Origin of the sequence: Mucilaginibacter daejeonensis (assembly GCF_020783335.1) — a bacterium.
Classification (GTDB): Bacteria; Bacteroidota; Bacteroidia; order Sphingobacteriales; family Sphingobacteriaceae; genus Mucilaginibacter; species Mucilaginibacter daejeonensis.
Genome location: NZ_CP086068.1, coordinates 1,112,564 through 1,128,032 on the forward strand (window position 1 = coordinate 1,112,564; position 15,469 = coordinate 1,128,032).

Genomic DNA, 15,469 nt, shown 5'->3' on the forward strand with positions numbered 1-15,469 from the left:
GTTGATGGTAGCTCGAATCGATGCGATACGCAGCAGTAAAAGTCTACCGACATGCTTGTTGGAAACCATTAATTGGAAGGGCGGTCTTTCGGTTGCCCTCAAATTGCATTACCTTTGGGGCGGCTATTGATCATGATGGTACAGGTTCACCGATTTCTTTTTCGCGCCATTATCAAGGTGTTATTGTTACTCCCTTTGTTAGGTGCCGGAAGATCTGCGTTCGCCCAAACCGATACCGCAGATGCCGTTACCACAGCAGATACCGTTCCGGTAAGGCGTTATTATCAGCCACCATCGGCCGCGGCAACCCTGCTCGATTCGGTAGCCAATGCGCTGGCCAATCGCCAATATCTCATCGGCGATTCCTTGTCCAAGATCTACATTAATAAACCCGACCCCGAACGGCATAACCAGTTCGTGGATACCATGTTCAAGTACAATTTGTACAAAGAGTATGGTTTTTATAAACAGCCTGGCCGTTTCAAGAGCATGTTGCGCGAGGGTAGTGTAAGGCGTACACGTGATCAGTGGGTCATGGTGATCATCGTATCGTTGCTGGTATATATGGGGCTGCTCAACCGGGCCTTGAGCCATGATATCAAGAACGTGGTGCAGTCGTTTTACAACACCCGAATCTTGTCGCAGGTTAGTAAGGAAGAGAACCTCCTTAACTCATGGACCTTTATTGGCCTGTTCGTGCTTTTTGGTTTCACGTTCGGGCTGTTCTTGTACCAGGTCACCAACTATTATGAGATGTTCTACAGCATTAGTGGGGTGCAGCTTTTCGGCTTCTTTTCACTGCTGGTATTCGGCCTTTTTGCGGTCAAATTACTGATCTTGCGCTTCCTTGGTTTCGTATTCAAAGTGGATCGCTTAGTGCGCGAATATATCTCGGTATTGTACCTTACTTATTTCAATATCACGTTCGTTTTTATACCAGTGTCGCTTTGCTTTAGCTTATTGGCAGCCAGATATATACCTTTTATACTGATGCTGGCACTGATCACGGTAGTGGTCATATTTGTTTGGCAATATTTGCGTAGCAGTGTGAATATCATATCCAACTTTAAATTTCATAAATTCTATTTGTTTACGTATCTTTGTGCCCTCGAAATTTGCCCGATATTGATACTGGTAAAGGCGTTGAATAATTAAGGAACTTAGGTAGTTAAAAAAGGCTGACATTGGAAGATAGAAAGAAAAAGGTCAAGAGTATATTGGTTACCTTGCCTAAACCTGAGAACGACAAGAACCCTTACGCCGAACTGGCTAAGAAGCTTAATCTGAAGATAGATTTCAGGTCGTTCATCCATGTGGAGGGTGTTCCGGCACGCGAGTTCCGCAAGGAGCGTATCAACCTGCCCGATTTTACCGCTGTTATTTTCACCAGCCGCAACTCGGCCGATCATTTCTTCCGCATTTGCGAAGAGATGCGTTACGAGGTGCCTGTTGATCTTAAATACTTCTGCCTTTCTGAGACCATCGCGCTTTACCTTCAAAAATACATTCAGTACCGTAAACGCAAGATATTTTTTGGCAAGCAAACCGCTGCCGACCTTGCCGAGGTATTGAAAAAGCATTCTGGCGAGAAATTTCTTTACCCTTGCTCGGATGTAGCGGCCGAAGAGACCCAGCGTTTCCTGGCCGAGAACGGTTATGACTTCACCCCTGCGGTATTGTTCCGTACCGTATGCAGCGACCTGAGCGATCTGGCCGAGGTGTTCTATGATGTTATTGCGTTCTTTAGTCCGTCGAGCATCGTCTCGTTATATCAGAACTTTCCTGACTTTAAACAAAATAATACCCGTATAGCTGCCTTTGGTGCCACCACGCACAAGGCTGTTTTAGAGGCGGGCCTCATCCTTGATATCCCTGCGCCTACGCCTGGTGCGCCATCCATGACGATGGCCATTGAGCAGTATGTGAAACAGGCCAACAAATAATACCCCTTATTTCATTTTTTTGATCCTTAGCGTAACCTTATTGCGCTTTTGAGCGTATAACGCCTTATACTTTGATAATCTACTGTTTATTAGTACATTAGGCAGGGTTAAAGCGTTCTTGATAGGCTGAACTTATAGGCAATATAATGGTCTTATAGTTAATATTGTGTTGTATGCTAAATAGTTACAACTCATCTATTATATTAGCACGCTTATAAACGAAAAAAACTGAGAAGGATCATATAAATGAAGACACGGTACTTTCTTTTATTATTGTTGGTTGGGGGGATATTGAGCAGTTGTAACACAAGCGATAGAGGAGAGGTGCTTGGGGTTCGTGCCCGGTCTTTCAAAGCTGAGTTGCCCGCAGGTATGGTTTATGTACCGGGCGGAACTTTCTTGATGGGACAGACCGATCAGGACGTTACTTTCGCGCAGATCGCGCAAACTAAGCAGGTAACGGTGTCGCCGTTCTTTATGGACCAGACCGAGACCACCAATAGCCAGTATCATCAATTTGTGAACTGGGTGCGCGACTCGATCGCCATCAGCAATTATCTTAATGATGATAAGTATTACGTGAAGCCTAAAGAGGCTTCATCCAACGGTCGTAAGTTCATTAATTGGGAGTACGTGAAACGTAACCCGATCTGGAGAGGTGCATCTAAAAAAGGTCAGTCATCTAACCTGAGCAAACTGGATGGTATGTACTACCAGGGTGACGACCGAGTTTTTGACCGCAATGAGGTAGACGTGCGTATGTTGAAATACAACTATGCTACACTTGATCTGCGTGAGGCCTCTAACCAGCGTTTCGACAAGACCAAAAAACGTGCGGACTTCATCTTCCGTGATACGGTAGCCATTTATCCTGATACCCTGTCATGGCTTAACGATTTCTCATATGCGGCTAACGAGCCAATGGTCGAAAGCTATTTCTCACACCCATCGTATTTAAATTATCCTGTGGTAGGCGTTACCTGGCGTCAGGCTAAAGCTTACGCTATATGGCGTTCACGTTATAACGATGCTTATAAAGATGCGCACAGCATGCCACACCGTGCTATGTACAGCCTGCCTACCGAGGCAGAATTTGAATATGCTTCGCGCGGTGGCCGTTTGGGTACCGATTATCCATGGGGTGGCCCTTACATCAAGAATGCAAAAGGCTGCTTAATGGCCAACTTCAAACCAGGCCGTGGCGATTATGCTGCCGATGGTGGCCCTCAAACGGTGAACGTGCGTTCATACTTCCCTAATGACTATGGTCTGTACAATATGGCCGGTAACGTATCAGAGTGGACCATGTCGGCCTTTGATGAGGCAGCTACTACATTTGTACATGACATGAACCCTACGTTTAACTACAACGCAAAAGAGACCGACCCTCAGGTGATGAAACGCAAGGTGGTACGCGGCGGGTCATGGAAGGATATTGGCTACTTTTTACAGAACTCTACCCGCAGTTATGAGTACCAGGACACTGCCAAGTCATATATAGGCTTCCGCTGTGTAACTCACTTTGTTGGCCGCGACTTTAGAGATAAGCGATAATATCGCAAACAAATCATCAAACTCTCAATTAATATTACATTCATCTAAACACTACTTAAAAAAATCATTAATTATGGCTGGCAAAAGAAAAGGAAAATTCGGCATCGGCAATATCGTGTCATTTGGTGCTACTATTGTGATCATTGGTCTGTTGTTCAAAATTCAACACTGGGCTTATGCTGAATGGTTCATCACTATTGGTTTATTAACTGAGGCTTTCTTATTTTTCTTATTAGGTCTGCAACCAGAAGCAGTTGAGGTCGATTGGACAAAAGCTTATCCGGAACTGGCCGACGATTACGTTGGTGAGCCTGTAAAACGTGTTGCTCCAACTGCACCTGTTGGCATCGGCAGCACCGCTGCATTAGACAAAATGTTGGCTGACGCTAAGATCAACCCTGAACTGATCGGTACCTTAGGCGAAGGTTTGAAGACCTTTGGTGACAAAGTTGCCTCTATCTCTAAAGTGGCTGACGCAGGTGCTGCTACTACTGAGTTCGCAGGTAAAGTTAAAGCTGCGAGTGCAAGCTACGATGGCTTGAGCGTTGCGTTCAGCAAAGCATCAGCTAACCTTGCCGAAATGGCTAACTCAGGTGTTGATTCAAAAGCTTATCACGAGCAAGTGAACAACCTGGCCAAAAACCTGTCGGCCCTTAACGCCGTTTACGAGTTGGAATTGCAAGATTCAAGCGCTCACTTGAAAGCCATGAACAAATTCTACCAGAACCTTTCATCGACAATGAACAACTTCAACGAGTCGTTGGAAGATTCAAGATCATTCAAAGAAGAAGTTGGTCGCTTAGCTAAGAACTTAGGTTCATTGAACGCGATATATGGTAACATGCTTGCGGCTATGAACCAGCCACGTGCCTAATCATCATATTGACCTTATTTCAATCATCTAAGTTAATATAGCAAAGACACATGGCAGGAGGTAAAGAAACCCCAAGGCAGCGGATGATAGGCATCCTCTACCTGGTCCTTTTAGGTTTGGTGGCACTTAACGTGCCCGATAACCTGTTGGACGCATTCAAAAATATCAGCGACAGTTTAAGTTCATCAAAATCTAACGTACAGACCGGTATCGATAATACCTTTGACGCTTTTGAGAAGACCAAATTGAAGGAACAGCCTGATAGGGCTAAGCCGATCTACGACAAGGCTAAACAGGCCAGCGCCGTAGCCAACGAATTGGCTCAATACGTTGAAGCCATCAAGACCGAACTTGCTGAGAAAGCAGGCGGCATTGATGAGAACATCAACGACTATAAGAAACGTGATAACCTTGACCTTTCGGCCCAGATCATGATCAACGGCAAAAAAGGTGAGGAGTTGCGCAAAAAGATCGACGAGACCCGCAATAAGTTGATGTCATTACTGACCGATAAGGAAAAAGTTGGCGTTAACCTTTCCCTGTCTACCGTGGCACCTAAGCCTAAAAAAGGCAAGCCGCAATTGAGCTGGGAAGAAGCTTACTTTGGTGATGGTATCCCGATGGGCGCTGCCATGACCTCATTGATCAAGGTACAGTCTGACGTGAAGAACGCCGAATCAGAAGTAGTGAAAAAGATCCTGGGCGAAGTTGATCAGGCAGTGGTTAACTTGGATAAGTTCGCGGCGGTAGCCGTGGCACCAAGCAGCTACATCATCGCCGGCCAGCCTTACAAAGCCGAGGTGTTCCTTACCGCGTCTGATTCAAAATCAAGCCCTGACGTTAGCGTTAATGGCTCGAAACTGCAAGTGGTTGATGGCCGTGGCCAATACACCACCGGCACCAGCGGCGAAGGTGTACGCACCTGGGTAGGTACTATCCGCGTTCGTCAGAACGATGGTACTATCAAAGAGTACAAAACCCCTGAGCAAAAGTACCAAGTGGCTAAACCATCAGCTGTAGTAGCTGCTGAGAAAATGAACGTATTATACATCGGTGTACCTAACCCATTAGCGGTATCAGCGCCGGGCATCCCTAAAGATAAATTGAAGATCAGCATGAGCGGTGGCTCTATCTCTGGTTCAGGTGGTTCTTTCGTGGCCCGCGTATCATCACCGGGTAAAGTGAACATCACCGTATCAGGTGAGGCTTCTCCAGGCAAAACACAAGTATTGGGTTCAACCGAGTTCCGCGTGAAACGTATCCCTGATCCAGTAGTGATGTTCGCTGGTGTTAGCGGTGGCGCCACTTCTACAGCCAACTTAAAAGGCCAGGACCGCGTGTTCGCTAAGTTAGAGAACTTTGACTTTGATGCCAGCTTCGCCATTAAACGCTTTAACCTGGTGATCTTAAAACCTCGTCAGGATGCGATCGTGATACCTGGTACAGGCGGTAACAGCCTTAACGGTCAAATGCATGCTGCTATGGGTACTATCGTACCGGGCACTAAAGTGATCTTCACTAACGTGGTGGCCGATGGTCCGGGTAATGACACTCGTGTATTAAAAGATATCATCATCAGTGCTAACTAATGCCAGTTCGTTAACGTATAACGTGCAAATTCAATAATATGAGAAGTAAGATAATCGTGATCGTGGGACTATTGAGTTTGGTATACGTGAATACGCATGCTCAACGCAGAAGCGCTGGACGTAAGCGTACCACTAAGCAGGCCACCACCAACAGGCGTAACGAACCGGTGAACACTACGTTCAACGCTCAGTCGGCCGCTGCGGATACAGCAAAGAAGGCTAAGCCTTTTGAACGCCCATTGGATGGCTATTATAAAAAAGCCAATATCCTGAGTGCAAAGGTGACACCGCTGGCCAATCTGCGTGAAGCTGATGTGGTATATTCTAAACGTATATGGCGCGAGATCGATCTGCGCGAGAAGATGAATCAGTACCTTTCGTCGCCTAAATCGAGACTGATCGATGTGCTGATGGAAGCCGTACAGGCCGGTGAGCTGACCGCTTACGACCCTAACCCAAGCAAGGAAGACCCGAACGGCGATGCCTTTGGTGTTCCACTTGATCCGGGTAAGGCCAAGGCACGTATGGCCGATAGCGTTGCGGTAGATAAATTTGACGCGAACGGTAATAAGATCGGTACTTCATTCTCGGCCGGCGATTTCAACCCTGACAGCGTGGTACGTTTCCGTATCAAGGAAGACTGGGTATTTGACAAGCAACGGTCGGTGTTCGAACCACGCATTATTGGCATAGCACCAATGATGAAGATCAAGGCCGCTAACGTAGAGACCGATTACCAGCCGGTGTTTTGGCTGTACTTCCCTGAGGCACGCCAGGTTTTGGCCACCAAAGAGGCAGTAAGCCGTAACAATGATGCCACAGGCCTGAGTTTCGACGACGTATTTATGAAACGGTTATTTGCCAGCGTGATCGTAAAAGTGTCGAATTCGAAGGACGAACGTATAAAGGATTACGCCCAAGGTATTGATAAACTTTACGAATCGGAGAAGGTCAAAAAGTCGCTCCTGGATTGGGAGTTAGGCTTATGGCAATATTGATCCTACACAAGTTATAATGAAAAGGCCTCGCAAACTGCGAGGCCTTTTCTATTTTATGTAGAGATAGCTTTTAATGGTGCCACGTGGTCACCCTTCTTTTTAGCTATTCGCTCCACTAGGTCAGCTAACCGGCTGCTGTAGCCCATTTCATTATCATACCAACCTACTACTTTCACCATATCACCAACAATAGAGGTTAGCTGTGCATCAAATATGCAACTGTGCGGGTTGTCTAATATATCTGTAGATACGATCGGGTCTTCTGTATATTCCAGTATACTCTCAAGCTCCCCGGCTGCTGCTGCTCTGAAGGCTGCATTGATCTCTTCTACGGTCGTGGGCTTGTTTAATAAGCAAGTAAGGTCGGTAAGAGAACCATTGAGCACGGGGACCCTGATACCAGCACCACCGAGTTTACCTTCCAGATGTGGAAAGATGGAAGTGATCGCCTTGGCGGCACCTGTAGTAGTAGGAATTATCGAAGCGGATGCTGCCCTTGCCCGTCGCAGATCTTTGTGCGGTGCATCATGCAGGTTTTGATCACCGGTCATGGAGTGAACGGTGGTAATGTAGCCTTCGGTAACGCCCCAATTGTCTTCAAGCACCTTCACCATAGCGGCCACATTGTTGGTAGTGCATGAGGCATTGGATATCACGGGAGCGGTAAGGTCGATATCCTGGTCATTAACACCCAGCACCACGGTAGGCACCGCTTTGCCGCCAGCAGGGGCCGATATGATCACTTGCTTAGCGCCGGCGTCCAGATGTTGCTGCGCACCACTCATAGAAGCGAACTTACCGGTGGACTCGATCACTAGGTCAATGCCTAACTCTGCCCACGGCAGGTTCACAGGGATGTTTTGAGCCAGCACCTTGATGCTGCGGTCATTGATGTACAGATGACCTTCATCGGCCGTTACGGTGCCTTTAAAGCCTCTGTGCACACTATCGTATTTGAACAAGTGTGCCAGCGTAGCGGTGTCAGTTATATCGTTGATGGCCACTACCTCGATACCGGGGCGGTTGATGATGTTACGCAGAAATATACGGCCTATACGGCCAAAGCCATTGATCGCTATCCTCATGTAGTTTCGGATGAATTAATGGTGCAAAACTATAAATAATAACCGTGAGCCCTTACACCGCAGGGTCATAAATGGAAAGCGCTATGGCAAGCTCTTAAGCGATGGCTTCTCCGTTCGATGAACAATAAGCTATCACTTACATCACGATCGAGGGAGTTAAAAGGCGGTCAGCTTTGCTCAACTACTTCCTCTGGGGCGTCCCCTTGTGTCGCCTGCGGAGCAAAATATGCCTTTACGGCCTGTGCCTGTTTCAGGTTAACTACTTCCTGCAACTCCTCTACTGATGCTTCCCTGATCTTTTTGACCGACTTGAAGTATTTTAATAGCTTCTCGGCCGATAGACGGCCTACGCCGGGTACCAACTCCAATTCGGTAGCTAAAGTTCCCTTATCGCGCTTTTTACGGTGAGCAGTGATGCCAAAGCGGTGAGCCTCATCACGTAACTGTTGTATGATCTTCAGCGTTTCTGAGCGTTTATCAAGATATAACGGGTACTGATCGCCAGGGTAAAAAAGCTCCTCTAAACGTTTGGCGATACCGATCACGGTCATCTGTTTCTCGATACCAAGTAACTTCAAGCTTTTCATGGCGGCAGATAGCTGTCCTTTGCCACCGTCAATAATGATCAGCTGAGGCAGGGGAGTGCCTTCGTCAAGCATACGGCGGTAGCGGCGGTGTACGGCCTCTTCCATGGTGGCAAAGTCGTTGGGGCCTTCCACGGTCTTTACGTTGAAATAGCGGTAATCCCTCTTGCTCGGCTTGGCATCCTTGAACACCACAATTGCCGATACGGGGTATTTACCCTGAAAGTTGGAGTTATCAAAACACTCGATGTGCTGCGGTAGTTGGTTCATGCGCAGGTCTTTCATCATCTGTGTGAGCAAACGTTCCACCCGTACATCAGGGTTCAGCTTTTCATACTGTTCCATCTTTTCACGACGGAAGAAATGCACGTTCTTTTGCGACAGGTCAAGCAGCTTTTTCTTTTCGCCCAGCTTAGGTACTGTGAACTTGATCTTTTCGTCGTCAACCTCTATCTCGAAAGGCACGATGATCTCTTTGGAGTGACTTTTAAAACGGGTACGGAACTCGGATATGGCGAAGGTCAGGATCTCGGTGTCGCTTTCATCCAGCCGCTTCTTGATCTCAAGTGTTTGCGTCTGAATGATCGTACCGTTCATCACCTTCAAATAGTTCACAAAAGCGTGTTTTTCGTCAGAAGCGATGCTGAACACATCCACCTCGGTGATCGATGAGTTCACGACGGTAGACTTATGCTGATAGTTCTCCAGCAGATCGAACTTGCGTTTCAGACGATGAGCTTGTTCAAAGTCAAGGTTCATAGCGGCCGATTCCATGTCGGCTTTCAACCCGCGTACTACGTTCCCGATCTTACCGTTCAGGATGTCCTGGATCTCGTTGATGCTACGGTCGTAATCTTCCTCGGTCTGGTAGTTTTGGCATGGACCTTTGCAGTTGCCCAACTGATACTCGAGGCAAACCTTGAACTTGCCCGCATTGATATTTTGTGGGGTCAAGGCCAGGCTACATGTACGCAACGGATAGGTTTCGCGGATAAGGCCTAAGATGGTATGCATCATGCTTACCGAAGGATAGGGACCGAGGTATTTCGAACCGTCCTTGATGATATTGCGGGTCCAATATATGCGCGGATAGTGCTCCTTTTTGATCACGATCCACGGGTAGGTCTTATCGTCCTTAAGGTCGATATTGTAGCGGGGCTTATGCTTTTTGATCAGGCTGTTCTCGAGCAGCCAGGCATCCACCTCGGTATCAACAATGGTGAAAGTGATGTTACGTATCTTGGATACCAGTACGCGTGTTTTAGCGTTCAGCTGGTTATCCTTCACAAAGTAGGAGGAGACCCGGTTACGCAGGTCCTTGGCTTTGCCAATGTACATCAACTGGTTCTGGTCGTCCCAGTACTGGTATACACCTGGCTTATGTGGTATTTTCTTTAAAGCTTCGCGATAATCGAACATAGAAACCCTCAGAGTCTCCCTAAACAGGGATATTTAATTAAATTAATGTTGAAGGTGATGGTTTTGTTTGTGGGCAGCCCGAGCAATAGTGCGGTCAGGCCGAATTATTTAATACACCTCAGGGGCTACACCAGTGATGATGATAACTTTACTCGCAACCCCTAAAGCGTAACAAGCTTCGCATGACATCGTATTGCCATCATGCCAAACTTGTAAAATATCTGAGCCCACAAACTGATCAAAGCAAAGAGCGCTGCAAACTAACTTAGAGCTCGGTCTTGGCTCTTATCTATTGCCCCTAAAAGCCCAGCTTCTCGTCTACCTCAGTGGCACCCTGTTGCTGCTGGTTGTAAGCGTTGCAATCGAGCGTTATGCCTACACCATTTTTAGGTTGTGCAAAGTCCACGTTCTGCTTAATGCCTAACGAGGCATTGGCGTACACCTTCTTCATGTATAACGCAAATATGGGCAGCGCGGTATTGGCACCCTCACCCAAATTGGTACTGCGGAAGTGTATGGCGCGATCTTCGCAGCCGGTCCAAACGCCGGTCACCAATTGTGGAGTAATGCCAATGAACCAGCCATCGGAGTTATTTTGCGTGGTGCCTGTTTTACCACCGATCGGGTTACGCAGGCCGTATTTGGCACGCAAGCGCCAGCCGGTACCTTCGTCAACCACACCTTTAAGCATATAGGTCATTACGTAGGCAGCCTGCGGGTTCATGGCCTGTACCACACGTGGTTTATTATCATATAGAAGGTTACCGTTCTTGTCCTCTATGCGAAGCAGGTAGGTCGGCTCGGTCCATAAGCCTTCGTTAGCAAAAGCGCTGTAGGCGCCCGTCATGTCATATACCGATGCATCGAACACGCCTAAACAAATGGTAGGATACGGCGGCACCGGCGAAGTGATACCCATTTTTTTGATCAGCTGCATTACCGGGGTAGGCGTCACCTCTTTCATCACGTGAGCGGTCACCCAGTTCTGTGAACGGGCCAGCGCTTTGCGCAAGGTGATCATGCCTGATACCGTCTCCGAAGGATTAGATCCCGGGCACCAAGGCTTGCCGTAACCATAAATGGTATCGGGCACGTTGTTGATCTTCATACAAGGCGACAGGCCCAGATCTTGTATAGCCACAGCATAAGTGAACGGCTTAGCCGTTGAACCCACCTGGCGGGTACCCATCTTTACCTGATCGTATTTAAAATGCTCGTAGTCAATACCACCTACCCAGGCCTTCACATATCCTGTGCTGGGGTCCATACTCATCATGGCATTACGCAGTAACAACTTGCAATAAACGATCGAGTCGATCGGTTTCATGGTAGTGTCAATGTCGCCGTGCCAGGTGAACAGGTTCATCTGTGCAGGTGTATTGAAGTCCTCGCGGATCTCTTCGTCGCTCTTGCCTTGCTGCACTAACGAGCGGTAACGGTCAGACCGTTTCATGCCCTGATCCAGCAGCAATTTAAAATCTGGGATGCTTTTCCATAAGCTGCGGCCGCGCCAATGCTGGTTGAACTGGATCTGCAGCTGCTTCATGTATTCCTTTTGTGCTTCCTCAGCGTAGCGCTGCATCGTATAGTTGATGGTGGTGTATATCTTGAGGCCGTCGCGGTCAAGGTCGTACGGCGTACCGTCAGATTTATGGATGTCGAGCGAGTTAAGCTTTTGCTGAATGTCCTTCTTTAACACGAAGCGGAAGTAAGTGGCCAATCCTTCGTTGTGGTCGGTAGGATGGAAATTCAAGCCAAGCGGTTTAGCTTTAAATTCCTCGGCCTGGCCCTCGCTCAGGTAATCCTCCTCAGCCATACGGCGCAATACGAAATTACGACGAGCGATCGCGCGGTCAGGGTGACGAATAGGTGAATAAAGCCCCGGACCATTGATCATGCCCACTAATAAGGCGGCTTGGTCAGGCGTAAGGTCGGCAGGTTTAGCATTAAAATAAGTTGCCGCTGCCGAGCTGATGCCGAAAGTATTGTACGCGCCAAAATCCACCGTGTTGAGGTACATGGTCAGGATCTCTTCCTTGGTGTAATTGCGCTCCAAGCGTACGGCGATCACCCACTCCTGTAACTTTTGCTTGATCCGGGTAAAACGGTCATGCGAACGCTCAGAGAAAAGATTAAGCGCCAACTGCTGGGTGATGGTACTACCGCCCTGTTTTTTACCGATCAGGTTATAAAAAATGATGGTGAACGCACGACCAAAATCGATACCTGAGTGAGCACGGAAGCGGTTATCTTCGGTAGCGATAAGGGCATTGATCACATTGGGTGATATCTGGCTGTAGGTAACGTTCGACCGGTTCTGCACAAAGTATTTTCCCAGTACCTGTTTATCTGACGAAAGCACCTCTGAGGCCTGATTGCTCTTAGGGTTCTCCAGGTCGCGAAATGACGGTAGCGTGCCGAACACCCCAAATGCGGTGAGCGCGAACACCAGTACGATGAAAACGAAGACGCTTATCGCGACCTTCCAGATCATCCAATTATATCTTTTTATCTCGTGTTGTGTAAGTTTAACGAACATACTTTAAGTTAAAAGTTCTTCTGATAATACTCAATGTAAGCATCAAGTAGTTTTCGATCGGCTAATTTATCCAGATTTTCTTGAGTGCTGATAAAAAAGCTGTATTTATCGGCGGGCACCTTCATGATCTGCGGCATCAGCGGGATGATCTTGCGGGCATACTCTTTGACCTCATCACGGTTCATGAAGCGGCCTACGTAGATAAGCTGGTTATCGGCACCTACCGGTTTAAGCTGATGTTTGATCGGACTGCCCTGGTAAGTGGTACGGTTGAACTGCCCCACACCAAAACGCGACGACGACAGGTTTACCGTTCCCGTACTCACATTGATCACAAAGTAATAATTAGTACTATCGCGCTCACTGAATAAGGATGGAGCCGGTTTAGCCGCCTGAATTGGTTGTGCGACAGGTGCTGGTTTAGGTTCTTGCTTTGTTTCCGGCTTTTTGGTTTCTAGTTTAGTAGCAACGGGTTTTTCCGGTTGTTTCACAGTAGGTGTTGTAACGGCTACTTGCTGCTGTCGTTGCGAAGGTAGTGGCTGTATCACAGGCTGTGGTATGAACGAAGCGGTGTTAGGGTCACTATCAATGATGGCGAAACGGCGCTGGGCCATTTCGGCCTGGTTAGCATCAATGTACGCCAAGTGTTGCCTGATCAACGGAGTGATCAAACCATCGGCCGGGTAACGCTCAGCGATCTGCACCAATTCCGACCTGAATGGAACGATCTTTTCCTGATGGCCTGACGCCAATGCCCGTAGATAGGCTAACTGTGCCGCCAGTTTGCTGTCAGGATACTGCTTCACCAATTCATCGGCACGGGTGATAACCTGCGGATATTGGCGATGCACATACAGATTGTATATCTGGTCATAAAAGGCGTTCAATTCGGCATCCTTATCGTTAATGCGTTGTGCGTACTCAGGGTCGTTGATCACCTTGGCAAAGGTGCTGTTGGGATACTTGCTCAATATCAGTGCACGATAATCATCGCTCTCGGCCTTATCCAGATCAGCATACAAACGGTACAGGTTGTAATAGCTCGATGCCTGGTTAATATCGTTAGGGAAACGCCTGACCAGTTCAAGGTACATTTTGATGGCCTCTTCCTTATCGTTCAACACGTCACGGTAAAAGGTGGCCAGGTCCATGTAAGCATTATAGATGCGCAGGTTGGATCGGGCCAGTAATTCAGGCGTGGTAGGCACATCCTGCAACAATTGTTGTTTATACTCAGTGGCCACCACATCGGCGGTGCTTTTTTGTACGTTGGCGGGGAGCACGCCCGGGTCAACGTTCTGTGTAGTATTGAGTGTATTAATGGCCAGATCGCTGTTGCTGCGCAGATTACGGCGCCAGTTGTCTTCCAGTACCCGGTTACCCCAACGGCGTTTAAAATCTGTATAACCCTGGCTTATGGCCACAGCATTATCGAAGTAAAAACCACTACCGCTATTATTGTTGTTATTGCCCGTGGTAGGTGCACTGATATTGGTAAGCTGGTCAGTGGCGTTAACGGCGGGCGTTGCTACAGATGCTGCAGGCGGAGTGGCGGCTTGTTGCTGACCTGCGCTCAATAAAGCGATGCGTGCAGCGCGGTCGGCTTCGGGAAGCTTGGCGATGGCTTGCAAGGTATCCTCACGCGCAATGATATTCAACCGATCGGACAGTAGTTGAAGGTTGTCGGCCTTGGTGCGGATCAGCTGGTAACCCGGATAATTAGGCGATAGGGTAGTGAGCGTACTGTCGTAATACCGTTTGGCTAAGAGAGGGTCGCCATTGGTCCGGAAGCTTATATCGGCCAGACGCAGGTAACTCAAGCCTTTTTGATTCTGGTTCTTCAGGCTGTTCTTTATGGAGAGCTGATAGTTCTTGATCGCTTCTTCGGTCTTACCATCGGTAAGGGCCAGTTCGCCCAGTTGGTAATAGATCTGATCAATGAACTCGGCGTTATTCTCATTACGTAAAAGGCTGCGCAAACGGTCAGCCCGGCTCATGTGCCGACCATTGGCGTTGTCTTCGATCCGAATACGGTTAAGCTCGGCGTTAAAGGCCATTACAAAAGGGGCATTGCTTTTTACCACCTTTGTGTAACTATCGTAAGCTTCCTGTTTTTTACGGTCAAGTTCCTGCAGTTGCGCTAAGATGAAGGTCCAACGGGCTTTGAGCTGACCATCATGAGCCAGCGGGATGGCCTTTTGAGCCATGTCGATCGCGCTGGCATAATTCTTTGCGTCGATGTAGTACTGCATACCCGCCGCATACACGTGTCCGGCCTCTGTCTTTTCTTTGGGGGTGATGTTGGCAATAGCCGTGTCCAGCACCGCTTTAGCCATACGCAGGTCACCGGCATATAGCAACGACCGGACCTGCCATGACCGCGCCTCCTGCACCATCTTAGGCTCCTTATTAAATGAGCGTATCACATAACCAAAATATTCAATGGCCGTGTAGTGGTCACCGTTGAGGTGAGCGGCTTTACCCAGCAGCATGTATGCATCATCTATATAGTTGCTTTGCTCTTTGATGCTGATAATGGTATTGGCCTTGGTCACTACAGCTTCCAGGTCCTTGTCTGGGCCTTCGAGGTGTGAGGCCGTGTCTTGGTAAACGTTCAGCAGGCGATCGTAATCATCAATAAAAGTGGAAGCGTAGCTCTCCTGCTTCTGGCGTAGCAACTCGTTGGCATTGAACAGGATGTTATACCGTGCGGTGAGGTTTTGCAAGCCCCGGTTAACGGCGCTCTCCTTTTCGAGCGAGCAGCCTGCCAGGAGGAAAAGCAGGATAAGGTAGCGTTCACCGGTTCTAAAAACTTGCGTCAAAATATACGGGTTATAAAAGCATGGCTAATTTACTAAATACTATGCAAGCCGTTTCATAAATT

Annotated in this window: 10 protein-coding genes; 6 read left to right on the forward strand and 4 right to left on the reverse strand. The window is 48.0% G+C overall.

From position 1 onward, the window contains the following. Window positions 1-132 precede the first annotated feature (132 nt). From LLH06_RS04865 to porN, 6 genes are all read left to right on the forward strand, one after another. Window positions 133-1,155 (forward strand): DUF4271 domain-containing protein, encoded by a 1,023-nt coding sequence (locus LLH06_RS04865; RefSeq protein WP_228172139.1) that lies wholly within the window; start codon window positions 133-135, stop codon window positions 1,153-1,155. A gap of 23 nt (window positions 1,156-1,178) precedes the next feature. Continuing rightward, window positions 1,179-1,943 carry a uroporphyrinogen-III synthase gene (locus LLH06_RS04870; RefSeq protein ID WP_228173266.1) on the forward strand — a complete coding sequence of 255 codons (765 nt, stop codon included), beginning with the start codon at window positions 1,179-1,181 and terminating at the stop codon, window positions 1,941-1,943. A gap of 246 nt (window positions 1,944-2,189) precedes the next feature. Then, complete coding sequence (gene porK / locus LLH06_RS04875; protein WP_228172140.1) at window positions 2,190-3,497, forward strand: T9SS ring complex lipoprotein PorK/GldK; 1,308 nt, start codon at window positions 2,190-2,192, stop codon at window positions 3,495-3,497. Between the two features lie 73 nt (window positions 3,498-3,570). Beyond that, on the forward strand, window positions 3,571-4,371 hold the full coding sequence (porL, locus tag LLH06_RS04880; protein WP_228172141.1) for a type IX secretion system motor protein PorL/GldL: 801 nt from the start codon (window positions 3,571-3,573) through the stop codon (window positions 4,369-4,371). 50 nt (window positions 4,372-4,421) lie between these two features. Continuing rightward, window positions 4,422-5,960 (forward strand): type IX secretion system motor protein PorM/GldM, encoded by a 1,539-nt coding sequence (porM, locus tag LLH06_RS04885; RefSeq protein WP_228172142.1) that lies wholly within the window; start codon window positions 4,422-4,424, stop codon window positions 5,958-5,960. A 38-nt stretch (window positions 5,961-5,998) separates the two neighbouring features. Continuing rightward, entirely contained in the window at window positions 5,999-6,958 is a 960-nt protein-coding gene (porN, locus tag LLH06_RS04890; RefSeq protein WP_228172143.1) for a type IX secretion system ring subunit PorN/GldN, read from the forward strand. A 53-nt stretch (window positions 6,959-7,011) separates the two neighbouring features. Here porN and gap read toward each other — a convergent pair whose 3' ends face one another. The 4 genes from gap to porW all read right to left on the reverse strand — a co-directional run bounded on the left by gap (window position 7,012) and on the right by porW (window position 15,407). Beyond that, entirely contained in the window at window positions 7,012-8,043 is a 1,032-nt protein-coding gene (gene gap / locus LLH06_RS04895) for a type I glyceraldehyde-3-phosphate dehydrogenase (RefSeq protein ID WP_228172144.1), read from the reverse strand. Window positions 8,044-8,210: 167 nt separating this feature from the next. Beyond that, entirely contained in the window at window positions 8,211-10,046 is a 1,836-nt protein-coding gene (gene uvrC / locus LLH06_RS04900; protein WP_228172145.1) for an excinuclease ABC subunit UvrC, read from the reverse strand. Between the two features lie 298 nt (window positions 10,047-10,344). Further along, window positions 10,345-12,585: a penicillin-binding protein 1A gene (locus LLH06_RS04905; RefSeq protein WP_228172146.1), complete on the reverse strand. Its 2,241-nt coding sequence runs from the start codon at window positions 12,583-12,585 to the stop codon at window positions 10,345-10,347. An 8-nt stretch (window positions 12,586-12,593) separates the two neighbouring features. Further along, window positions 12,594-15,407 (reverse strand): type IX secretion system periplasmic lipoprotein PorW/SprE, encoded by a 2,814-nt coding sequence (gene porW, locus LLH06_RS04910; protein WP_228172147.1) that lies wholly within the window; start codon window positions 15,405-15,407, stop codon window positions 12,594-12,596. Window positions 15,408-15,469: the final 62 nt, after the last annotated feature.

Excerpts from the sequence above, each read along its gene's own strand:
- LLH06_RS04865 (WP_228172139.1), top strand. The coding sequence starts at position 133 with ATGATGGTACAGGTTCACCGATTTCTTTTTCGCGCCATTATCAAGGTG.
- porK (WP_228172140.1), top strand. The coding sequence starts at position 2,190 with ATGAAGACACGGTACTTTCTTTTATTATTGTTGGTTGGGGGGATATTG.
- porL (WP_228172141.1), top strand. The coding sequence starts at position 3,571 with ATGGCTGGCAAAAGAAAAGGAAAATTCGGCATCGGCAATATCGTGTCA.
- porM (WP_228172142.1), top strand. The coding sequence starts at position 4,422 with ATGGCAGGAGGTAAAGAAACCCCAAGGCAGCGGATGATAGGCATCCTC.
- porN (WP_228172143.1), top strand. The coding sequence starts at position 5,999 with ATGAGAAGTAAGATAATCGTGATCGTGGGACTATTGAGTTTGGTATAC.
- gap (WP_228172144.1), bottom strand. The coding sequence starts at position 8,043 with ATGAGGATAGCGATCAATGGCTTTGGCCGTATAGGCCGTATATTTCTG.
- uvrC (WP_228172145.1), bottom strand. The coding sequence starts at position 10,046 with ATGTTCGATTATCGCGAAGCTTTAAAGAAAATACCACATAAGCCAGGT.
- LLH06_RS04905 (WP_228172146.1), bottom strand. The coding sequence starts at position 12,585 with ATGTTCGTTAAACTTACACAACACGAGATAAAAAGATATAATTGGATG.